Below are 23,202 nucleotides of genomic sequence, written 5' to 3'. Positions count from 1 at the left end.
ACAAAAATATAAAAAAATAATAAAGTGAAAATTACAAGTATGCTACAAGGTTTCTTGTTGATTCTTATAAAAAGAATCTGCTTGTAGCTTCATAAGGTTACGAGCCATTTTTTGTTTGTAGTTGTACAACTCTTCTTCCGTTTTTAAATCGGAATATATTTTATTGTTAAGGTCTTTGTCGGTTTGTAAAATAGCTTCTCGTTGATGTACTTGTTGTTGAATCCAAGTTTTAACTAAAGACTCTTGGTTTTCTAATTTGAAATCGTACTCGCTTTTTGAACTGATAAGTTTGGCAAAAATTGGAGCAGTTTCAATAGCTAAAAATAATAGGAAGATAAAGAAAGAAGGTAGCCATGGCAATTTGTTTAAAGCGTTTACTCGAGCCATTAATCCATCAAAATTAGAAATGATGGGTTGTGTTTGTGTTTCTTTTAATTTCTGATTTTCTATCAAGCTAGCAATAGCCTCTTCTTTTGCTTTTATCTTTTCGGAATTATTAGCTTTTAATTGAGTTAATTCTTGAAGAGCAGCATCATGTTTTTCTCTTTTTTCTTTATAAACAGGACCTTTACCAAGAAGTTTTGTTCCTTTTCTGCCTTCAGCTTCTGCAATATAAGTCTCATAAAGTGTATTTACTTCTTGTTCTTTGGTAGCAATTTCATTTTTTAAAGAAGTAATGTCAGTGTTTATTTTTTCGATTTCAGGAGTAAACTGTTGTGCTATTTGTGTTTTGTTATCTAATGTCATCTGATTTTTCTCTGTCAATAACACTTGGTTGATTTCCTTTTCAAAAATTTTTAACTCCAAAGGTTTAGAAATTACCACAGCGATAATCATGGCAAGTAATAATCTAGGAAGTACTTGTATAATTTCTTTTCGTTTTGACTCTCTTTTTTTTATGGTTGAAACAATAAATCGATCTAAATTAAAAATGAGTAGTCCCCAAATGACTCCGAAGAAAACAGAAGTATACATATTGTCAAAAACAGTGTACAAAGCGTAAGCAGAGGCAATAGTTGCCATTAAAGCGGTAAAGAAAACAGTAGCGCCGATACCTGCATATTTATTTTGCTCTCCATTAGCACATTTTTCTAGCAAATCTAAATCAGCTCCAGAACAAAGAAGGAAAAATCGTTTTAACATAAAATAAGCTTATAGTTTAATAACGAGTGATTTAGGGTTTTGTTACAAAAAAAGCCTCATTTAAGAGGCTTTTAACAAAATTAGTTTTTTATAGTTATCGGTTTGTCTGAAAGTTTAAAAACAGCTCTACCATTTTTATTCCAATTATGTAAATTTATAGAGTTGTCAGGTTCTAAAAGTTTTATAGCTTTTTGGTAACTTATTTTCTTGCCGTTGTAGTAATATTCAGAGTTGTTGTCTTTATGTTTTTTGATATATTCCAAAGGAGAGATTGGCTCTGGAGGTGTTCTCATCCCTTTTTTAACTCTAATATGAGGAGGTGGAGGAGGAATACGTGAAACATCACCTTTTCTTACTCTAGTAGGAGGCGGTGGTATGTCTGATGCTTCTCCCTTTTTAACTATTCTATAGTTATGTGGAGGAGGTGGTGGAAGTTGCTGCTTTTCTTCTAAGGTAAGATCATCGTGTTTTTTTTGTATTATACTTCCATCTTCATAAGTATAAACCACTAATGTTTCTTTAGAAGAGTCTCCTTTTAACTTTTGTCCACTATTTTTTACTTGTATAGATACAGGTGTTTTACTAGCGTCTTTTTTCTGAGCTTCAACTCTTTCAGCAAAGAGAAGTGTAAATCCTACAAGTACTGGTATTACCGCCAGTTTTTTAAGCAATATTTTGGTACGAGAACTTTGTTTTGTCATCATTAATAATCTTTTTTTAGTTAATAAATAATTCAAATTACTGGCCAAGTAATATTCGTTGTTCCAAGTAGCTCTATTTAATAGTAAATATTGATACTCAGTAGTGTTTTTATGTGTAGTAATCACTTTATTGTCTGCTAAAAACTCATGATTTAACTTTATTGCTTTTTTAAGAAATATAAATGTTGGATTGATCCAAAAAATAATTTGTAAAAGTTCAATCAATAAGATATCAAACGTGTGCTTTTGCAAAGCATGTGTTAATTCGTGGGTATAGAGTTCAATTTTTATTTTGTTTGAATTGTATTCTTCTTTATTAATAAAAATATAATTCCAAAAAGTGTGTGGACTGATAGTATCATCTACTAAAACAAGCGTAGTTTTTCCCTTTTTAATTTTTTGATGTCGTTTTATTTTTAAAAAGATGTCAAGCAAGTTTTTTGTAAAACGGATTAATAAAATGATTGCTACAATTGCATATCCAACAAATAAATATTGTGTGTAGTTAATTTCTTCAACGGTATTTACATTCATAGTTGAAGCTGTAATTAAGGAAGCTGTTGTTCCTACAGTATTTGAAATTGTTACTATATATATTTTATAAAGAGGTACCAAAAATGAAAACACAACACTTCCCAACAGATAAAATCGATTGAATTGATGCATTTTTTCTCGCTCCAATATCAAATGATAAAAAGTAAGAAGCAATGCTAAACAAAGTCCTGATTTTATTAAATAAGTTATCATTATTGTTGCTTTTTAATTTGATTATCAATTACCTTTTTTAACTCTTCTAATTCTGAAACTGATAAATCTGTTTTTTCAGTGAAAAATGAAGCAAATTGACTCGCAGAATTGTTAAAAAAGTTTTTAATCAATCCGTTTACGTGCTTTGAGAAATAATCTGATTTCTTCACTATAGGAAAATACTCTCTCGATTTTCCGTATAGTTTATAATTTACAAAACCTTTGTCTTTCATTCTTTTTAATAACGTAGCCACAGTAGTAGTTGCCGGCTTAGGTTCAGGAAATTCAGCTAATATATCTTTCATAAAAGCTTTTTTCAATTTCCATAAATACTGCATTACTTGTTCTTCGGTTTTAGATAATTGCATCTCTACATAATTAGAATTAGCTCTACAAATGTAGAAATAATTTTCAATTCTACAAGTGTAGAGTTAAAAAATAACGCAAAAAAAATAGCCTTGTGCAGAAAACAAGGCTGTTTTAGTACTGTTATAATGAAGAATTATTTAGATAATTCTGTGAAATATTGATAAAAATACGGAATAGTTTCTATTCCTTTTAAGTAATTCCACACGCCAAAATGCTCGTTTGGTGAGTGAATTGCATCAGAATTTAAGCCGAATCCCATTAAAATAGTTTTACTTTTTAATTCTTGTTCAAATAAAGCAACGATAGGAATACTTCCTCCACTACGTTGTGGAATTGGAGTAACTCCAAAGGTTTCTTGGTAGGCTTTACTTGCAGCTTGGTATCCAATATTATCAATCGGAGTTACATATCCTTGCCCTCCATGATGTGGTTTTACTTCTACCTTAACTGATTTTGGAGCAATGCTTTCAAAATGCTTTTTGAACAATTCAGTAATTTCTTTCCATTCTTGCCCTGGTACCAAACGCATTGATATTTTTGCATACGCTTTAGAAGCAATAACTGTTTTAGCCCCCTCTCCAGTATATCCTCCCCAAATTCCGTTTACATCTAAAGTAGGACGGATAGAGTTACGTTCGTTAGTAGTATAACCAGCTTCTCCGTGAACATCATTAATATCTAAAGCAGCTTTATAGTCTTCTAATGAGAATGGAGCTTTTGCCATTTCATCACGCTCTTCACGAGATAACTCTTCTACTTTATCATAAAATCCAGGGATGGTAATATGATTGTTTTCATCATGTAAAGAAGCAATCATTTGTGTTAAAATATTGATTGGATTTGCAACAGCACCACCATATAAACCTGAGTGTAAATCTCTGTTCGGTCCCTTTACTTCAACTTCCACATAACTTAATCCACGTAAACCAGTAGTGATAGAAGGTATGTCGTTAGCAATCATTCCTGTATCAGAAATTAAAATTACATCGTTCGCTAGTTTTTCTTTGTTTCTAGGAACAAACCACGCTAAGCTTTCAGAACCAACTTCTTCTTCACCTTCAATCATAAACTTCACGTTACAAGGTAAGTTTCCTGTATGTGTCATGTACTCTAATGCTTTTACATGCATATACATTTGACCTTTGTCATCACAAGCACCACGAGCAAAAATAGCTCCTTCAGGGTGTATATCTGTTTTTTTAATAACTGGTTCGAAAGGAGGAGAAGTCCATAAATCGATAGGGTCAGCAGGTTGTACATCGTAATGACCATAAACTAATACGGTAGGTAAGTTTGGGTCTATTATTTTTTCTCCATATACGATAGGATATCCAGGAGTTTCACAAATCTCTACTTTATCACATCCAGCTTTTTCTAAACTTTCTTTAACAGTATCAGCAGTATTTAATACATCTTGATTGTATGCTGGATCAGCACTTACTGACGGAATTTTTAATAAATCGATAAGCTCATTAATAAAACGATCTTTATGTTGAGCTATGTAATCTTTTACGTTTTGCATGTGTTGTATATTAATTAGCATCAAAAATAAGAAAAATAGTATACTTCTTCTTTGTAGTTTGCAAGTATTGTTTATATTTGCATCCACAATTTCAAAAGTACGCGGGCGTGGTGGAATTGGTAGACACGCTAGACTTAGGATCTAGTGCCGTGAGGTGTGAGAGTTCGAGTCTCTCCGCCCGTACTAAAAAAACAAAACCTTAATTCGTAAAGAGTTAAGGTTTTTTTGATTTTTATGGTTGAGGTTTTTAAGAGTATTATCTAGTTTTTACTGATTTAGTATAAGGTGCTAATATTTTAAATATCTTTAGCAGAAAATGATATTTATATTGTGATAACAACACTACTTATAATTCTATACATAGTCATAATTGCTACGATTGCTGTTATTATTGTTAACACCTCAACGCCACCTAAGGCAATAGCTTATTTATTTTTACTTATTCTGTTTCCTGTAGGAGGCATTATTATTTATTTAACGGTTGGGATAAATCATAGAACTTATAAGTTATACAATAAAAAGCTAGAAGTAGATAAAAATATTTTCTTTGAACTTAAAGAACAACTAAAGAACTACACCGAAAAAACACTGTCAACTTCTAAAAATAATTTAGGTCACTTTTACAACTTAACTAAGTTTATACATAAAGAAAATGTATTAACAAATAGCAATAAGGTTAGTTTACTCTTGAATGGAGAACGTAAATTTCCAGAGGTTATCGAAGCTTTAAAAGCGGCTAAAAACCATATACATATTGAGTATTATATTTATCAAAACGATACTATTGGGCAAGAAATAGGAGAGGTTTTAAAAGAAAAAGCTAAACAAGGGGTTAAAGTGCGTTTTATTTACGATGATTTTGGAAGTAAGGATATTCGCAAGTCGTTTGTAAAATCTTTAATTGATAGTGGAGTAGAGGCATATCCTTTTTACAAGATTAAATGGTTATTGTTAGCCAATAGAATTAATTATCGAAACCATAGAAAGATTATTGTAATTGATGGAGAAGTTGGTTTTGTGGGAGGAGTTAATGTTTCTGAAAGGTATATCAACCCAAATAAATTTAATTGCTATTGGAGAGATACACATATTAAAATTGAAGGACTTGCTGTTTTAAACTTACAGCGTGTTTTTTTAGCAGATTGGAATTTTTGTGCGGATCAAAATGTTATTGTTGAAGAAGAGCTTTTTCCTGTAGGGAACCAAGAAAAAACTAGTGAGCATAAGCAATTAGTGCAGGTAATTTCTAGCGGACCTGATTCTGATCATCCAGATATTATGTATGCCCTTATTCAAGCAATACTGTTGTCAAAAAAAGAAATATTAATTACTACTCCATATTTTGTACCTAGAGCTTCTTTTTTAGATGCTCTTAAAATAGCTAGTTTAAGTGGAGTTACTATAAAACTACTAGTACCAAGTATCTCAGATTCAAAACTAGTTAATGGAGTGTCAAATTCTTTTTATAAAGAGGTTTTAGAGATAGGAGTGGAGGTATACAGGTATAAAAAAGGATTTGTACATGCAAAAACAATGGTGTTTGACGAGTTAGTTTGTTCGGTTGGAACAGCAAATTTAGATGAACGTAGTTTTGAATTAAATTTTGAAATTAATGCGTTGATTTATGATAAAGAGTTTGCTGTTGAGTTGAAAAAAGCCTTTTTAGAAGATTTAAAACACAGCAAAAAAATAGAGTTAAGTCAGTGGAATAGTCGACCTGTTTTAATACGTTTTACAGAAAGAGTGGCTCGATTGTTAGCGCCTATTTTATAGTTAAGTTGAATGAAAAAATAACGATAAAACTTCTCAATTTTAGAGAAGCCTTATCGTTATACATATTCTACAAAAAGAGCTTTCTTAGGTTATTCTTTAATTATAAACATAGACCTACGATTAAGTTGATGTTCGTCTTCAGTACACGTAGTTTTGTTGGTGCATTTGTTAATGAGTTCTGACTCCCCGTATCCTTTGGCTGTTAGCCTTGTTATATCGATTCCTTTTTTAAGAAACCAGTCTAATGTAGCCTGTGCTCTATTTTCAGATAATTTTGAATTGTATAAATCATTACCTCTAGAGTCAGTATGCGATTCAATATGAATTTTTAAAGTAGGGTATTCTTTTAATGCGGCTAGAATTTTAGCTAATTCAATTTCTGCATCTGGACGAATGTTAGACTTATCATAGTCAAAGTAAATAGGTTGTAACGTTAATCTACATCCTAAATCGTTTGGAGGACAAGGGTCAGACAGTTCTAAAGCTAAAGGCATGTTTAGCTTAATTGGCATTTTTATAGTTTTAGGATTGTTAGGAGTTTCTATAACTTTTTCTTTTGGATGGTATTTTTCTTTTTTTGCTCTTAGAGTATATTGTTCTTGGCAATCTAATAAGAAAGAGAAAGTAGCATCATTACCTACAGTAACTGTTTTCACTTCATTATTGTTACTGTCTATTAAAGTAACTTCTGCATTTGGAATTAATTCGCCAGTATTTTTATCCATTACTGGTCCTTGAATTGTAATTTCACAACGCTCCCATATTTGATAAATATCGTCGCTTTTACTTCCTTCTTTACCATCACGATTAGATGTGAAATAACCTATTCTATCTTCTTTTATAATGAAACCAAAATCGTCTTTTGGGCTGTTTATAGGTTTTCCAAAAGTAGAAACTTCACCATGTGAGTTTTTTTCTAATTTTGTTACAAAAATATCTAAGCCTCCCATACCAGTATGTCCATCACTTGAAAAATAGAGGTTGTTCTCGTCACTCACAAACGGAAAAGTTTCTCTTTCAGCAGTATTAATCTTGTCACCAAGATTAACAGGTCTTGTATAAATGTCTTCTCCTAAGATTTTTACATACCAAATATCAGACATTCCTAAACTACCAGGCATGTCAGAAGAAAAGTAGAGTTTGTCTTCTTCAGGACTAAGAGTTGGATGTCCAACAGAGTAATTGTCATTATTAAAAGGAAGTTCTTGTATGTTTTCCCAAGTATTTCCATTTCTGGTAGCTTTGTATATTTTGAGTCTAACTACATGATCTCTGTCTCTTTTCTTTTTACCGTTTAAATAATTATTTCTGGTAAAATACATGGTGTTTCCGTCTTTTGTAAAAACAGCAGTAGATTCATGATAGGGTGAATTAACGTTTCCGTTAAAAGATTTTACTTGTCCAAAATTCATATTCTTATCTATAGGAACTTGATATAAATTTAAGAAAGGTTGATTGTCCCATCCAGCAAGATCAGTAGATTGTTCTTTTGATAAAGTTGGATTTTTTCTACTTGAGGCAAAAACAATATTATCACCATAAAAAGCTGGACCAAAATCTGAATATTCTGTATTAACAGGAATTTTTTCTATTTCAAAAAGTTTGTCTTGTATTCCTTTTTTGAATAAAGTATCAGCAACATTTTTGCAGGAATCTAAAGAGATAATTTTCCCTCCTTTAAACCTGTAAATCTCCATGAGTTTTTCAGCTTCTTCAGGTTGATTGATGCTTTTTAAGCATTGAGCAGCTCTAAAATAATCGATTGTGAGCGCCTCATTTGGAAACCTATCTATTAAGTTATAATACCATTTTGCGGCGCTTGAATAATTGCTGTTAAAATAGTATGTATTTCCCAGCTTTCTATAAATTTCAGCTGATCCATAATTCTTTTCAACGACTTTTAAATAGATTTTTCGAGCGTCTATAAAATCATACGTGCTGTACTTGGTGTTTGCCTTTTCAACTTGTGCGATTTGTGCAAAAACAGAAGTATTTATTAAGACAAATAAAAAATAGAATATTAAATAATGCTTTTTCATGATATTAAGAGTTTAAAAGAATCTTGGTGTTAGTATACGTTCAGGATAATTAAAGATGTCAAACCTTAGAAAGAACTCATAAGAACCATTGCTGTGGTCTTCGATATCTGTAGTTTGAAAATCATATCCCATTCCTAAGAATAACTGATTAGTTATTTGAAATCCTGCCATGGCGCTAATTGCAGCGTCCCATCGATAAGAGGCCCCGAGAGTAAATTTATTATTGAACAGGAAGTTTGCAGATAAATCAGCCTGTAAAGGAGATCCGTTAACCCACTTAAACATAGTTGCAGGCTTGAATTTTAGATGTTCGCTAATATCAAAAACATAACCAGCTATTAAGAAGTAATGCAAACGTTCTATAGCTATAGCATCTTCATCACTATTATTGGTACTATCTGAATTATAATGTTTAGAGTTGAAGAAATTAGGTACGGATAGTCCAAGATAGAGCCTGTCGTTGTTATAGTAAATACCTGCACCTATTTGAGGTTGTACTTTTTTATCAATATTTTCTGCAAACTGCCAATCATTATCATCATATATATTTAGTTTAGAGTAGTCTACATCAAGTATGCTTAAACCACCTTTAATTCCAAAGGATATTCTCGAGTTTCCTGATAACAATAAAGAGTATGCATAATCTATCGTAATGCCTGTTTCGTTTGAAGGACCTATTTTATCATTAATAATAGAGAGTCCTATTGCATTTCGTTTGAGTGTACCTAAAGGAGTATTAAAGGTGAAAGTACCAGTGTTTGGGGCTCCTTCAAATCCAGCCCATTGTGTTCTATATAGCAATCCTAAACCAAGAGTATTTTTTGAGCCAATATAGCCAGGGTTTACAACTTGAGTATTATACATGTATTGTGTATACTGTGGGTCTTGTTGAGAAAAACACACATTTGCACTAATAATTATTAGTATTAATAAAGAATAATGTTTCATTAGGTTTTGTGGTTTTTAATTTCTTTTTAGATATAAATATCCTTTGTTAGTCATAGCTTCTTGATCAGAGTTCCATCGTGTTAGTATATAGAAATAAGTACCTGTAGGTAGTTTTTGTTCTTTACTAACTGTTGCACGTCCTTCAGAAATTCCTCTAAACAGGTTTCCATTAGCTCCATAGGCGTCAGTTTGATAAACTAAAACTCCCCATCTATTAAAAACTTTAAGATTATTGTTAGGATAGTTCTCTATACCATTAATACGGAAGAAATCATTAGCCCCATCTCCATCAGGAGAAACAGCATTAAAAATTTCAAAAGCAATTTCTTCTACAGGTAAATCCGTGATTGTCGGATCATCTGGATCACCATCATTATCAATGTCAATATCATCTAAGTTATTAGGATCGTCAGAAGTGTCAGTTATTGGGTCCCCAGAGGAGTCTTCTGCAGTAACTAAGGCTTGATTAGTGACGGACTCGTTAGTTAAATCTTGTTCAGTTATAGTATAAGTAGCAGTAAAGGTTGTGTTATCCATCTCACCTGGTAATAGTTGAGGAATAGTGTTGCCGTTTATAGTAATGCCAGGTAGGTTGTCTTGTAAAGTAATATTATATAGTGTTGATGCACCAGTATTGTAAATGATAAAACTATATGTTATTGTTTCTCCGATATTTGCATATCCATCTCCATTAGTATCATTAAAAGTGCTTATTTTTTCAAGAGAAATACTATCAGGTTGACAAAGTGTAGTTTGAGTTTGATCATCTTCAAGAACACTATCATTGTCTGATAAGTCATTTACGTCATTTCCACTAAGGCTAGTTCCTGTAACAGTTGCTTGGTTACTTACAGAACCATTATCAATATTGGCTTGTGTGATAGCGTAATTAGCGGTATAATTCCAAGTTTCATTAGCATCGAGTTGATTGTCGTTATCAGTATCACCTGAAGCTAGTGTAATTGTACCTCCTAACATAGGGTCGGTAAGAACTACATTAGTAATACTGGTACTTCCTGTGTTTGTAAGAGTAAAATTATATGTAATAGTTTCTCCTACATCACTACACCCATCTGTATCTTCATCATTGAAAGTAGCCGTTTTAATAAGTGCTATACCATCAGATTGACAAAGTGTGGTTTGAGTTTGATCATCTTCAAGGATACTATCATTGTCCGATAAGTCATTTACATCATTTCCGCTAACACTAGTACCTGTAACAGTTGCTTGATTGCTTACAGAACCGTTATCAATATTGGCTTGTGTGATAGTGTAGTTAGAGGTATAACTCCAAGTTTCATTAATATCAAGTTGATTATCGTTGTCAGTATCACCTGAAGCTAATACAATTGTACCACCTAACATAGTGTCTGTAAGAACTATATTGGTAATACTAGTATTTCCAGTATTTGTAAGAGTAAAGCTGTAGGTTATCGTTTCTCCTATATCGCTACATCCATCAGTATTTTCATCATTGAAAGTTGCGGTTTTAATAAGTGCAATTCCATCGGATTGACACAATGTAGTTTGCGTTTGATCATCTTCAAGAATATTATCGTTATCAGATAGGTCACTTACATTATTACCACTAATACTTGTACCTGTAACAGTTGCTTGATTGTTAACCGAACCATTATCAATATTGGTTTGAGTAATAGTGTAGTTGGTGGTATACACCCAAGTTTCATTAACGTCAAGCAGATTATCACTATCGGTATCACCTGAAGCTAGTGCGATTGTACCACCTAGCATTGGGTCTGTAAGGATTACATTAGTAATGGTAGTGTTTCCTGTGTTTGTAAGAGTAAAGTTGTAGGTTATTGTTTCTCCTACATCGCTACATCCGTCAGTGTTTTCATCATTAAAAGTAGCTGTTTTAATAAGTGCTATTCCATCAGATTGACACAATGTGGTTTGAGTCTGGTCATTTTCAAGAAAGCTATCATTGTCTGATAAATCATTTACATTGTTACCACCAATACTAGTACCTGTAACAGTTGCTTGATTTGTTACAGAACCATTATCAATATTGGTTTGAGTGATAGTGTGGTTGGCGGTATAGTTCCAAGTTTCATTAACATCAAGTTGATTATCACTATCGGTATCACCTGAAGCTAGTAGGATTGTACCACCTAACATTGGATCGGTAAGAACTACATTGGTAATGGTAGTATTTCCTGTATTTGTAAGAGTGAAGTTATAGGTTAATGTTTCTCCTACATTACTACATCCGTCTGTATTTTCATCATTGAAAGTAGCCGTTTTAATAAGTGCAATACTATCAGATTGACATAATGTAGTTTGAGTTTGATCGTCTTCAAGAATACTATTATCATCAGATAAGTCTGTAACAATGACTCCTAGTGATGATTCACCACTTGCTGTAGCTTGATTTGTAACTGATCCAGTATCAATACTGTCTTGAGTTAAAGTGTAATCAGCATTATATATCCATATCTCGCCTACATCAAGAGTATTGTTGGTGTTTGTATCTCCTGAATTTAGTGTAACCACTCCACCTAGTAAAGGGTCGTTTACAGTAACGTTTGTTAAACCAGTATTTCCTTGGTTGGTAACAGTCATTGTATACGTTAGTGTTTCTCCAGTATTACTACAACCGTCAGAGTCTTCGTCATTAAATATTGTTGTTTTAACAATGGCAATGTCTGGCGCTTGACATAAATCAATAGATGTTATGTCATCCTCTAAAACACTATTATCGTCTGATACATCAGTTACTGTACCTCCAGAAACGGTACTTGCTTGTACAGTTGCTTGATTCTCGACAGATGTATTTGCGATATCAGGCGGAGTAATAATGTAAGATCCTGTGTATATCCATACTTCGTCAACATCTAATTGATTATCTGAGTCAGTATCTCCTGAGCTGTAAGAAACTGATATTAAGGGATCGATTACGACTACTGAATTTAGTGTTGTGTTTCCTGTGTTTATTACGGAAAGGAAAAAAGTTATAGTTTCTGCGTCATCACTACAACCATCTCCATTTTCATCATTAATGGTTCCTTGTTTAATAAGAGCAATATCTTCAGTTTGGCATAAATTAACTATAGTTGAATCGTCTTCTAATATGCTATTGTCGTCAGATAAATCATTTACATTGGTTCCTCCTGTGCTCACTCCAGTTACAGTAGCTTGACCAGTAACTGAGCCATTGTCAATGTCATCTTGAGTGATAATATAGTCTAATGAATATATCCATGTTTCGTCAACATCTAGTTCATTATCACCATCAGTATCACCAGAATCTAATGTTAAAGGAGATGGAGAAATAGGATCGGTTAACTCAACATTTGTAATACTAACATTACCTGTGTTAGTCACGGTATATGTATAAGTAATTGTTTCACCAGGGTTGCTACATCCATCATTGTCTACATCGTTAAAAACACCTTGTTTTAATAAAGCAATATCTGCTTGCTGACAAAAAGATGTGCTAGTAGCATCAATATATCCACCGTAAACTTCAATTGAATTTACCGCGGCAACTAATGAGGTTATAGTTAATTGAATTTCGTCAAAACTAGTACTAGTGTCGAAAGCTACCACGTAAAAGCTATCTGTACTTGTTGGAGTAATATTAACTAACCCAAGTGCTTCAAGAGCTAACAAATTATTTGCTGTTTGCTGTTCTTGTTGAACGCCATCAAGATAAGTTGTAATCGTGAGTGTATTCAATAAATCTGCTTGAAGTAAGTCGTTTGTGTCTCTGATAACAAACCCAGCTTGTGTACCAGCTGGATAGTCAACAAGTACATCTTGAACTGAAATAAAGGCACTCCCTGCTATTCCTGCTACAATATTTATAAGTGCATAATCAGAATTGTCTTCAGATATAACATTCACAGCATCATCAACCTCACAGGCTATACAAGCAACACCATCAGTTCCTGTATTATCATTGTTAATAATCACTGAGTTACTTGGGTTTGATATTACATAAGGTTCGTCACAATTGATTATTCCTGGACAGAAAGATTGAACTACCATTCCGTAAACTCTGGTACTACCCAGATTTAATGAAAGGGTTTGTGCCATAGAAAGTTGTACTTCGTCAAAAGGAGCGGTAGTAATAAACCCTAATCGTACAGATTCACTTCCTGTTAATAATAATCCAGAATACACAGGGAGTAATTCTGTTGCTCCTGTTTTAGATTCAACAAGAACTCCATCTAAATATGTTGAAATGGTTATAGCGTCAAATAATTGAGTGTTTAAAAGGGTAGTATTTTCAATATCAAATCCAGCAAAAGTATTAGCGGTGTAATCTGTAATTTCATTTTTATAGGCTATAGATGCTGTACCAGCTACCCCAGCTAATAAATTTATAGAAGCGTAGTTGGAGGTGTCAGAGTCTATAGCATTATTAATATTGTTAACGGTACCTAGTGTTAAAAGACCACCATTACCAGTATGCTCCTCTACTGCCCTAACTGGAAAGTTTGGCTTAGTAAGTTGTGTGGCGGTGTTACATGCTAATTCAGGTCCTTCACAAAACCTATTTGTTACAGCAGCGTAAACGTTTGTTGTTGATGCAATTCCAGCTAAACTAGAAATAGAAATTTCAACAGCATCATAATTCATTGAAGTATAAAAACCAACATAGAATTGATCAGCACCTAAAATAGGACTGTCCAAAGCAAGTAAAGAAGTACCAGTGTTAGTTTCTTGTTGTGCTCCGTCAAGATAAGTTGTTATGGTAATAGCATTTAAAAGGTCAGCTTGAAGCACAGAAGTATTTTCTATTAAGAAGCCGGCATAACCACCTGACTCAATAAATTCACTAGCGGTATTATCTGTTACAGTTAGCGTATGTGTTACTCCAAGACCAATAAGTGTTGATACGGAAGCAAAACTAGAAGGATCAGTATCTATGATGTTACTAGCATCTGAAATACCACAACCTGCCACACAGAGCCCAGAAGTATTTTCATCCACTGTTAAATCTGTGAAATTATCATTTGTTATTGCTATAGGGTTTTCTGTGTTACATGGAATAGGATATTGTACACCATCAGTAAAAATAATATATTCTGCTGTAGATTGACATCCATTAGAATCTGTTACAGTTACAGTATAGTTTCCTTGGGTTAACCCTGAAATAGAAGATGAGGTTTCACCTCCTGGGCTCCATAAATAAGTGTAGGGAGGTGTTCCTCCTGATACAGATAAAGATATGCTTCCGTCTGAAGCTCCAATAGCAGTTTCTTTTATAGAACTTCCTGATATTTGTATAGAGTAATCTACATAACTGCCATATACCTCAATACTATTAATAACAGCAGCAAGTGAGCTAACCGTAAGCTGAATTTCATCATATTCAAGTGTGGTAGGGAATCCTACTAAATAAAAACCATTAGTTGTAGATGGAGTTATATTTATTAACCCTAATGCTTCAAGAGCTAATAAGTTACTCCCAGATTGTGTTTCTTGTACCGAACCATCTAAGTAGGTCGTTATAGTTAGAGAGTTTAAAAGGTCTAGTTCTAGTAGGTCATTTGTGTCTCTAATAACAAATCCAGCAGTACTTCCAGATGGAAAATTATTTAAAACGTTTTCAACAGAAATAGAAGCTGTGCTAGCAACACCAGCTGTTACATTTATCATAGCAAAGTCAGATTCACTTTCACTAATAACATTTGTTGCATTATCTACTTCACAGGCTACACAAGCCACCCCATTCACACCAGTATTTGTGTTGTTAATTATAACAGGTTGAGAAGGGTTGTTTAGTAACGTAGCAGTATCACAGTTTAAATCACCCTCACTAAAAGCTTCTAATATGAGGCCATAAACTCGAGTGCTTCCTAAGTCTAGAGAAAGAGTCTGTTGAATGGATAATTGAACCTCATCAAAAGGTAATGAAGTTACAAAACCTACTTGTGATCGTTCAGTCCCCGTAAACAATAAACCACTGTCTATAGATAATAATTCAGAACTACCTGTTTTAACTTCTTGTTGTACTCCATCTAAATATGTAGTTATTGTAACCCCGTCAAGTAATTCAAGATTCAGAACAGAAGCATTTTCAATATCAAAACCTACATAAGTTTGTGCTGGATAATTTGTTAATTCGTCTTTTATAGAAATGCTTCCAGTAGCTATAACTCCTAAAGTAAAATCAATACTAGCATACGTATTACTGTTTGAGTCTACTGCAGCATTGGTGTTTGTGACAGTACCAACATTTAAAAGGCCTCCCATTCCTGTGTGTTCATCAACAATACGAGCAGGAAAATCAGGTTTATTTATTAAAGTAGGGGTATTAGGCTCTAAATTAGGACCAACGCAAAAACTATTAGTAACAGGATAATAAATATTGGTGCTAGAAGCAATACCAGCTAAACTAGCTGCCGAAATTTCAATACTATCATAGTCTAATGTAGTATAAAACCCCACATAAAATTGGTCGTTATTTAGCAGAGAGCTATCTAGTGTTATTAATGAATTTCCCGAACTTGTTTCTTGTTGAACGCCATTTAGGTAGGTTCTTATGGTGATTGACCCAAGTAGATCTATTTGAGCAATAGAGCCATTTTCTACTAAAAAGCCTGCATAACTTCCAGCTTCAAAATATTCATCTGTAGTGTTATCGGTTACTGTTACTGTGTGGGTTACGCCTAGCCCTAGTAGTGTAGAAACTGTAGTATAGTTCGTAAGGTCAGTATCTGTTAAGTTGTTGAGGTTTGAAATACCACAACCTAATAAACAAAGTCCACTAGTATCTTCAGTTACAGTCAAGTCAGTAAAACTAGCTGAAGTGATAGCGACGGGAGAATCAGTGTTACAGGGAACAGTTATAGGTGGAGAATAATTAATATTGTCATTTAAGTTTCTGTTTTCAGAAAATGAAGAAAGAATCAAAAACAAGAAAAATATAGAAGTGAATTTGAATTGTATGCAAATTTTTTGCAACGTTAAGTACGTATGAGTAATTCTTTTCATAATAGTTGATTGGTTAGACATTGTAAAGTATTGTCAAGTCCTAATAGTGGTTTATGGACAGAGACATACAATACATTAATTTAATAATGTTGGAAAAAAGCTTTTAAATATTAAGATGTAATAGCTAATTTTTTAACAAAGCAATAAATTAGAATTCATTTTACGGGGGTATAATTTGTTGTGAGTATATGTATAGTTATAAAACTCCCAAATAATGGCAGTTAAAAAAAACAACAGCATATTGTTGAAATAGCAGTAGGTCAACCCTTAAAGTTTTGCTTAAAAATAATAGTGTTTAATTATAGCTAACCTTTACGATGAGGTAAGAGATAAATAATCATGGTGCGAGAGACTTAAATTAAAAAAACTTAAATGTGTTCCAGTAAAACCTAAAAAAGGAATTACCTAGTTTCCAACAGTCAGTAGTTAACTAATGACAGTAAATAGTATTTTAACTTTAAGGGGTGTGTGTATGAGATAAAATCATGATCTTTAATATTATTTTATTATGATTTAAATTCTCAATTCTTTGTGAATATAGTAAAAAAATAATTAAAATAAAACAAGAAATTTAAATTTAATACATTTTTATTAGGTAGTGTTTGTTTCTGTAAGTTTTGCTGCTAGCTGTATAGAGTACTCGTAATTTTTTAATAATCATTAAAACTTTAAAAGTAGGTAAGGTAAAAAAGATCATATATGTGTATGTATAAAAAGTTTTTTAAGAATGTATTAACATTTTTTTAACTTCGTTTGGTTCGGTTTGTTCCGAACTAAACTTATTTTTGCATGGTAAATTTTAATGAAGATGAATCAAGTAGAAAAGAAAAAATGTGAATTGGTTGAGAAGCTAGGAGTTTTTTTAGAAAAAAAAGAACAGTTAGCTCCAGTGGCGGCAAGAATATTTTCACATATTATTTTAACAGGAAGACAAGGAACAACCTTTGAAGATTTAGTGTCTAGTCTTTGTGCTAGTAAAAGTACAATTTCAACACACCTTAATCATCTACAAGGGTTGAAGAAAGTAAGTTACTTTACAAAAACAGGTGATAGAAAAAAATACTTCATTCTTAATAGTGATACCATGTTACAAGGAATAAGCAGTATGGTAGAAGAATGGGAAGGGGAAAAAGAGCTACACATAGAAGTAAAAGAATACAAAGAAGATATTAATAAAACATTGAAAGAAGAAGATAAATTTGATCTCGGTTTTCATGACAGTTTTATTGAGTTTTTAGATAGAGCAGTCTTATCTATAACTAAACTAAAAGAAAAAATCATAAACCACAAATACTAATTATTATATACATAAAATGAAATATCAACACATATACGGTATTGCTATTCTTAGCATTGTTGCATTATTTTTTACAAGCTGTGAAAAAAAACAACAACAAAATCAACAGCAGATGCCCGCGCTACCTTTTCCGGTAGTTAAGGTTGCTAAAAAAACAATAACGAATTATCAAAGCTACCCTGTAACTATAGAAGGAGAAGTAAATAGTGAAATAAGACCAAAGGTTTCTGGGTATGTGAAAAACGTTTTAGTAAAAGAAGGACAAAAGGTTAAGCAAGGACAATTGTTGTTTAAGTTAGAAACACAATCATTAAGTCAAGATGCTGAAGCAGCAAAAGCAGTAGTAAACACGGCGAAGGTAGAAGTTAATAAACTAAAACCATTAGTAGAAAAGAATATTATTAGTCCGGTACAATTAGAAACAGCCAAAGCTAATTTGGCACAAGCTAAAAGTACATATAATAGTGTTATAGCTAATATTAACTACGCAAATATAAAAAGTCCTGTAAACGGATTTGTAGGTTCAATCAACTACAGAAAAGGAGCATTAGTAAGTGCACAGAGTGCTATGCCACTTACAAAAATTGCTTCTATAAAAAATGTGTATGCTTATTTTTCAATGAATGAAAAAGAATTTTTAAATTTTATAGCTTCAGCAGAAGGAGCTACTATGGATGAGAAAATTAAAAAGCTACCACCAGTAAAATTATTACTAGCAAACGGAAAAGAGTACGAGCAAACAGGAGTTATTGAAACTATAGCAGGAGATATTAACCAACAAACAGGAACTATTAGTTTTAGAGCAAAATTTGATAATAAAGCAGGTTTGTTACGTAATGGAAGCAGTGGTACAATCTTAATACCTAAAGTACATAACGATGCATTAGTAATACCTTCAGAATCTACATTTGAACGTCAAGGTAAAGTATATGTATATACAGTAAATAATGATTCTTTGGCTGAGAAAACTATTGAAGTTGAAGCACAAATAGGAAAGCTTTATGTAGTTAAATCAGGATTGACAAAAGAGCAAACCATTTTAGGTAAAGGATTAAATAAAGTACGTTCTGGATCAAAAATTAAACCTGTTCCAACACCTTTAGACAGTATAGTTAACTCATTCGATACGGTATTTAAATAATTAATAAAACCATTATGTTACAAAAATTTATAGAGCGTCCGGTACTCTCTACAGTAATCTCTATTATCATAGTAATATTAGGGGTACTGTCATTAACGCAATTACCGGTAACGCAATATCCTGATATAGCACCACCAACGGTGCAGGTTACCGCTTCTTATCCGGGAGCGAGTGCCGAAACAATTTTAGAAAGTGTTATTGTTCCTATAGAAGAACAAATAAACGGGGTAGAAGGAATGACTTATATGACTTCTACAGCAAGTAATACAGGTACAGCAAGTATTCAAGTATTCTTTGAACAAGGTTACGATCCAGATATTGCTGCGGTAAACGTACAGAACAGAGTTGCTAGAGCTAATGCTTTATTACCTTCTGAAGTTACAAGAGCAGGAGTTATTACTGCAAAGCAGCAAAACTCAGCACTTTTATATGCAGCCATTTTTTCAACAAATCCAGAATATGATGATGTTTTTATTCAAAATTATCTAAATATAAATGTGAAACCAGAACTACAACGTGTTTCTGGGGTGGGAGCTGTAAATGTATTTGGAGCAAAAGACTATTCGATGCGCGTATGGTTAGATCCAGCAAAAATGGCATCTTATAAGTTAGAACCTAGAGAAGTAATCGCAGCAATTAATGAACAAAGTTTAGAAGCAGCAGCTGGGTCTTTAGGACAAAATTCAGGAGAGTCTTTTGAATATGTAATTAAATATAAAGGACGATACAAAACAGCAAAAGAATACGAAAATGTTGTTGTTAAAGCTTTAGGAAATGGACAGTTTTTACGTGTTAAAGATGTAGCAAAAGTAGAATTAGACGCATTTTCTTATTCATCATTATCACGTACAAATGGAAGCCCTGCACTTAACTTCGGAGTTTTTCAAACACCAGGTTCAAATGCACAAGAAATTATTGAAAATATTTATGTAAAATTAGAAGACTTAAAGAAAGATTTTCCAGAAGGACTAGATTACATTATTAATTACGATACCAATAAATTCTTAACAGCATCAGTAAACAAAGTAAAAAGTACCTTAATAGAAGCCTTTTTATTAGTATTTATTGTAGTGTTTATTTTCTTACAAGATTTTAAATCTACTTTAATACCAGCGATAGCAGTTCCAGTGTCAATTATTGGTACGTTCTTTTTCTTAAATCTATTTGGATACTCTATCAACCTATTAACCTTATTCGCTTTAATTTTAGCAATTGGAATTGTGGTAGATGATGCCATTGTGGTGGTAGAAGCAGTACACGCTAAACTGGAAGATGGAGCGGAAAGTGCTAAAAAAGCATCTGTTTCTGCTATGAGTGAAATTAGTGGAGCTATTGTTTCAATTACGTTGGTAATGATGGCGGTATTTGTGCCAATTACTTTTATACAAGGACCATCAGGGGTGTTTTATGAGCAATTTGGGGTAACGTTAATGGTTGCTATTTTAATTTCAGCAGTAAACGCCTTAACATTAACACCTGCTTTAAGTGCATTGTTATTAAAACCACATAATGAAAACCACAAGAAAAAAGGATTGTTACAACGTTTTTACGATGCTTTTAATGCCGGATTTAACGCAGTAACCAATAAATATACCCAATCGTTAGGCTTTTTAGTAAAACATAAGTGGGTAACTGCAGGTATTTTAGGATTAAGTGTTTTAGCAATTGTCTGGGCAAGTAATACAATACCTACAGGTTTTGTACCGTCAGAAGATAGAGGGGTAGTTTTTATGAATGCTGAATTACCAGCAGGTTCTTCATTAGATAGATCATATGAAGTAACAGAAAAGCTATATGAGAGTATAAAAGGAATTGAAGGAATAAAAGGAGCATCATTTATTAGTGGAAGAAACTTTTTCTCAGGAGAAGGTAGTTCATACGCAATGGGCTTTATTATTTTGGAAGACTGGAGCGAAAGAGAGAGTGATGCAGAGTCAGTGAAAAGTATAGTTGGTCAATTATTTGGTAAAGCAGCAACGATACCAGACGCGAATATCATTTTCTTTACACCACCAAGTGTGCCTGGTTTTGGTAGTGCTGATGGTTTTGAAATGCGATTATTAGATCGTGCTGCAAAACCGCTAACAGAAATGGATGCAACAGCAAAACAATTTGTAGGATTATTAAATCAACAGCCAGAAATAGCATTTGCTTCTAACTCTTTTGATACTGGGTTTCCTCAGTTAGAATTAGATATTAATGTAGAAAGAGCTAAAGAGGCAGGAGTATCTACAAGTGCTATACTTTCAGCTTTACAAGGATATATAGGAGGTAATTACGCAGCAGATTTTAGTAGATTCGGAAAGCAATTTAGAGTTTTTGTACAGTCGTTACCTGAAGATAGAATAAATGAAGAAAGTTTAAATAGCATGTTTATAAAAACACCAAGTGGAGAAATGACACCAATTTCTCAATTTGTAAGCTTAGAACGTGTATATGGTCCGCAAACGGTAAATAGATTTAACTTATTTAACTCAGTTACTGTAAACGGAGGGGTAACTCCAGGGTTTAGTACAGGTGATGCAATTACTAAAATAAACACCTTGGCAGAAAATAATTTACCAGAAGGGTATAGTGTTGCTTACTCAGGAATTACTAGGGAAGAAATAGCATCATCAGGACAATCTACCATTATTTTTATGATTAGTATTTTGTTCGTTTATTTCTTATTAGCAGCACAGTATGAGAGTTACCTATTACCATTATCAGTAATTTTCTCGTTACCAATTGGTGTAGCAGGAGCATATTATACCACTTATTTAGCAGGGTTAGAGAACAACATCTATTTCCAAATTGCATTAATTATGTTATTAGGACTGCTGGCTAAGAATGCGATTCTTATTGTAGAGTTCGCAATACAACGTCGTAAACAAGGAAAAAGCTTATACGACTCAGCTATTGAGGGAGCAAAAGTACGTTTAAGACCTATTTTAATGACCTCATTTGCATTTATTCTTGGATTAATGCCATTAGTGTTAGCAAAAGGAGTAGGTGCTGAAGGAAACAATTCTATTGGAACTGGTGCTGCAGGAGGATTATTAATTGGTACTTTAATAGGGGTATTTGTTATTCCTGTACTATTTGTTGTATTCCAATGGTTACAAGAAAAAGTATCAAGCAAGCCAGTTGTTATTGAAACTAAAGAAGATTAATTATGAAATTTATTTTAAATAAAACGTTGGTTGTAGTCGTAATGGCTACAACCTTACAAAGTTGTTTTGTTGCTAAGGATTATGCACGTCCTGAGTTAAAAGAAACAGAACACTTGTATAGAACAGATAATTTACCAAAAGATAGTATCTCAATGGCAGATGTGTCATGGAAAGATATGTTTACTGATGCTCATTTAAAACAATATATTGATGAAGGGCTTCAAAATAACTTAGATATCCGTGTCGCACTACAACAAATGGCAGCTGCTGAGGCTTATATGAAACAAGGTAAAGCAGGATATTTTCCTACTTTAAGTGTAGGAGCAAAAGCTACACACCAAGAATTGGCAAAAAACAGTCAGTTCGGGTCTTTTTTTAATGGTAGTATAGATCAGTATGAAGTTACAGGAAACCTTTCTTGGGAAGCTGATATTTGGGGTAAAATACGTAGTAACAAACGAGCAGGAAAAGCAGGTTATTTGCAAAGTGTAGCGGCGCATCAAGCTGTAAAAACACAATTAGTTTCTGTGATAACTTCAACATATTACCAGTTATTGGCTTTAGATGCTCAATTAGAAGTAACTGAACAAACCATTGAGACAAGAGAAAGTAGTGTAAACACTATTAAAGCTCTTAAAGATGCTGGACAAGTTAATCAGGTTGCAGTAGATCAGAATATTGCACAGTATAATAATGCAAAAGCACTAAAAGTAGATTTAGAAGCAGCTATTTTTAAAACTGAGAATGCACTAAATTTATTATTAGGAAGAACATCAGTAGTTGTTGAAAGAAGCAAGCTTTCACAACAACAGTTGGATGAGGTAGTTAAAATAGGTGTTCCAGCAAAATTACTAAGAAACAGACCAGATGTTATGGCTGCTGAATATGGTTTGATTAATGCTTTTGAGATGACAAATGTTGCTAAAAGTAATTTTTATCCATCTTTAACAGTAACAGCAAGTGGAGGATTTCAAAGTTTAGAACTTGATGAATTATTAAGTGCAAATTCTTTGTTTGCAAACATAATTGGAGGCTTAACACAACCTATTTTCAATCAAAGAAAAATCAAAACACAACACGAGGTAGCTAAAGCACAGCAAGAACAAGCATTATTAAGTTTTAAAAAGACCTTGTTAACCGCTGGAAATGAAGTTTCAAATGCACTTTTTGATTATAATGCGGAAACCGAAAAATTTGAATACAGACAAAATGAGGTTGAGGCTTTACGAAGAGCAGAAGTGAACTCAGAAGAGTTGTTAAAAAATGGGTATGCTAACTACTTAGACTTATTAACAGCAAGAGAAAGAGCTTTAAATGCTGAGTTAAATGTTATAAATAACAAGTTAAATCAGCTGTTAAGTGTTGTAAACTTATATGAAGCATTAGGAGGCGGTTGGAAATAAG

General features: G+C 32.9%; 12 protein-coding genes and 1 tRNA gene. 6 read left to right on the top strand and 7 right to left on the bottom strand.

The window, feature by feature from the left end; genetic code table 11:
• Nucleotides 1–42: 42 nt before the first annotated feature.
• The 4 genes from ACQYZ7_RS00650 to ACQYZ7_RS00635 all read right to left on the bottom strand — a co-directional run bounded on the left by ACQYZ7_RS00650 (nt 43) and on the right by ACQYZ7_RS00635 (nt 4,482).
• Nucleotides 43–1,143 carry a DUF4407 domain-containing protein gene (locus tag ACQYZ7_RS00650; protein ID WP_430727893.1) on the bottom strand — a complete coding sequence of 367 codons (1,101 nt, stop codon included), beginning with the start codon at nt 1,141–1,143 and terminating at the stop codon, nt 43–45.
• Nucleotides 1,144–1,223: 80 nt separating this feature from the next.
• Entirely contained in the window at nt 1,224–2,591 is a 1,368-nt protein-coding gene (locus ACQYZ7_RS00645; protein WP_430727892.1) for a M56 family metallopeptidase, read from the bottom strand.
• Nucleotides 2,591–2,959 carry a BlaI/MecI/CopY family transcriptional regulator gene (locus ACQYZ7_RS00640; protein ID WP_430727891.1) on the bottom strand — a complete coding sequence of 123 codons (369 nt, stop codon included), beginning with the start codon at nt 2,957–2,959 and terminating at the stop codon, nt 2,591–2,593. Before ACQYZ7_RS00640 ends, ACQYZ7_RS00645 begins: the two co-directional genes overlap by 1 nt.
• Nucleotides 2,960–3,093: 134 nt before the next feature.
• Nucleotides 3,094–4,482, bottom strand: a complete 1,389-nt coding sequence (locus ACQYZ7_RS00635) for a dipeptidase (protein ID WP_430727890.1) — start codon at nt 4,480–4,482, stop codon at nt 3,094–3,096.
• Nucleotides 4,483–4,583: 101 nt separating this feature from the next.
• Between ACQYZ7_RS00635 and ACQYZ7_RS00630 the strand changes: the two genes are divergently transcribed.
• Nucleotides 4,584–4,665, top strand: a tRNA-Leu gene (locus ACQYZ7_RS00630).
• A gap of 147 nt (nt 4,666–4,812) precedes the next feature.
• On the top strand, nt 4,813–6,255 hold the full coding sequence (cls, locus tag ACQYZ7_RS00625) for a cardiolipin synthase (protein ID WP_430727889.1): 1,443 nt from the start codon (nt 4,813–4,815) through the stop codon (nt 6,253–6,255).
• A gap of 89 nt (nt 6,256–6,344) precedes the next feature.
• Here cls and ACQYZ7_RS00620 read toward each other — a convergent pair whose 3' ends face one another.
• From ACQYZ7_RS00620 to ACQYZ7_RS00610, 3 genes are read right to left on the bottom strand one after another with little or no spacing between them, the layout of a single operon-like run.
• Nucleotides 6,345–8,294, bottom strand: a complete 1,950-nt coding sequence (locus ACQYZ7_RS00620; RefSeq protein ID WP_430727888.1) for an OmpA family protein — start codon at nt 8,292–8,294, stop codon at nt 6,345–6,347.
• Nucleotides 8,295–8,306: 12 nt separating this feature from the next.
• Complete coding sequence (locus ACQYZ7_RS00615) at nt 8,307–9,242, bottom strand: PorP/SprF family type IX secretion system membrane protein (protein ID WP_430727887.1); 936 nt, start codon at nt 9,240–9,242, stop codon at nt 8,307–8,309.
• Nucleotides 9,243–9,257: 15 nt separating this feature from the next.
• A complete protein-coding gene (locus ACQYZ7_RS00610; RefSeq protein WP_430727886.1) occupies nt 9,258–16,208 on the bottom strand; it encodes a DUF7507 domain-containing protein in 6,951 nt (2,316 codons plus the stop codon).
• An 802-nt stretch (nt 16,209–17,010) separates the two neighbouring features.
• Between ACQYZ7_RS00610 and ACQYZ7_RS00605 the strand changes: the two genes are divergently transcribed.
• The 4 genes from ACQYZ7_RS00605 to ACQYZ7_RS00590 are packed head-to-tail and all read left to right on the top strand — an operon-like array spanning nt 17,011 to nt 23,201.
• The gene (locus ACQYZ7_RS00605) at nt 17,011–17,505 is read left to right on the top strand and encodes a GbsR/MarR family transcriptional regulator (RefSeq protein WP_430727885.1); all 495 of its coding nucleotides are present in this window, start codon (nt 17,011–17,013) and stop codon (nt 17,503–17,505) included.
• 16 nt (nt 17,506–17,521) lie between these two features.
• Complete coding sequence (locus tag ACQYZ7_RS00600; protein ID WP_430727884.1) at nt 17,522–18,646, top strand: efflux RND transporter periplasmic adaptor subunit; 1,125 nt, start codon at nt 17,522–17,524, stop codon at nt 18,644–18,646.
• Nucleotides 18,647–18,660: 14 nt separating this feature from the next.
• Nucleotides 18,661–21,798 carry an efflux RND transporter permease subunit gene (locus ACQYZ7_RS00595; protein ID WP_430727883.1) on the top strand — a complete coding sequence of 1,046 codons (3,138 nt, stop codon included), beginning with the start codon at nt 18,661–18,663 and terminating at the stop codon, nt 21,796–21,798.
• A gap of 2 nt (nt 21,799–21,800) precedes the next feature.
• Nucleotides 21,801–23,201 (top strand): efflux transporter outer membrane subunit, encoded by a 1,401-nt coding sequence (locus ACQYZ7_RS00590; protein ID WP_430727882.1) that lies wholly within the window; start codon nt 21,801–21,803, stop codon nt 23,199–23,201.
• Nucleotide 23,202: the final 1 nt, after the last annotated feature.

It is taken from the genome of Tenacibaculum sp. SDUM215027 (assembly GCF_050566205.1).
Classification (GTDB): domain Bacteria; phylum Bacteroidota; class Bacteroidia; order Flavobacteriales; family Flavobacteriaceae; genus Polaribacter.
The sequence above is the reverse complement of the archived record's forward strand: the minus strand, read 5'-3'. Positions and strand labels throughout refer to the sequence as shown.

Excerpts from the sequence above, each read along its gene's own strand:
- ACQYZ7_RS00650 (WP_430727893.1), bottom strand. The coding sequence starts at position 1,143 with ATGTTAAAACGATTTTTCCTTCTTTGTTCTGGAGCTGATTTAGATTTG.
- ACQYZ7_RS00645 (WP_430727892.1), bottom strand. The coding sequence starts at position 2,591 with ATGATAACTTATTTAATAAAATCAGGACTTTGTTTAGCATTGCTTCTT.
- ACQYZ7_RS00640 (WP_430727891.1), bottom strand. The coding sequence starts at position 2,959 with ATGCAATTATCTAAAACCGAAGAACAAGTAATGCAGTATTTATGGAAA.
- ACQYZ7_RS00635 (WP_430727890.1), bottom strand. The coding sequence starts at position 4,482 with ATGCAAAACGTAAAAGATTACATAGCTCAACATAAAGATCGTTTTATT.
- ACQYZ7_RS00620 (WP_430727888.1), bottom strand. The coding sequence starts at position 8,294 with ATGAAAAAGCATTATTTAATATTCTATTTTTTATTTGTCTTAATAAAT.
- ACQYZ7_RS00615 (WP_430727887.1), bottom strand. The coding sequence starts at position 9,242 with ATGAAACATTATTCTTTATTAATACTAATAATTATTAGTGCAAATGTG.
- ACQYZ7_RS00610 (WP_430727886.1), bottom strand. The coding sequence starts at position 16,208 with ATGAAAAGAATTACTCATACGTACTTAACGTTGCAAAAAATTTGCATA.
- ACQYZ7_RS00605 (WP_430727885.1), top strand. The coding sequence starts at position 17,011 with ATGAAGATGAATCAAGTAGAAAAGAAAAAATGTGAATTGGTTGAGAAG.
- ACQYZ7_RS00600 (WP_430727884.1), top strand. The coding sequence starts at position 17,522 with ATGAAATATCAACACATATACGGTATTGCTATTCTTAGCATTGTTGCA.
- ACQYZ7_RS00595 (WP_430727883.1), top strand. The coding sequence starts at position 18,661 with ATGTTACAAAAATTTATAGAGCGTCCGGTACTCTCTACAGTAATCTCT.
- ACQYZ7_RS00590 (WP_430727882.1), top strand. The coding sequence starts at position 21,801 with ATGAAATTTATTTTAAATAAAACGTTGGTTGTAGTCGTAATGGCTACA.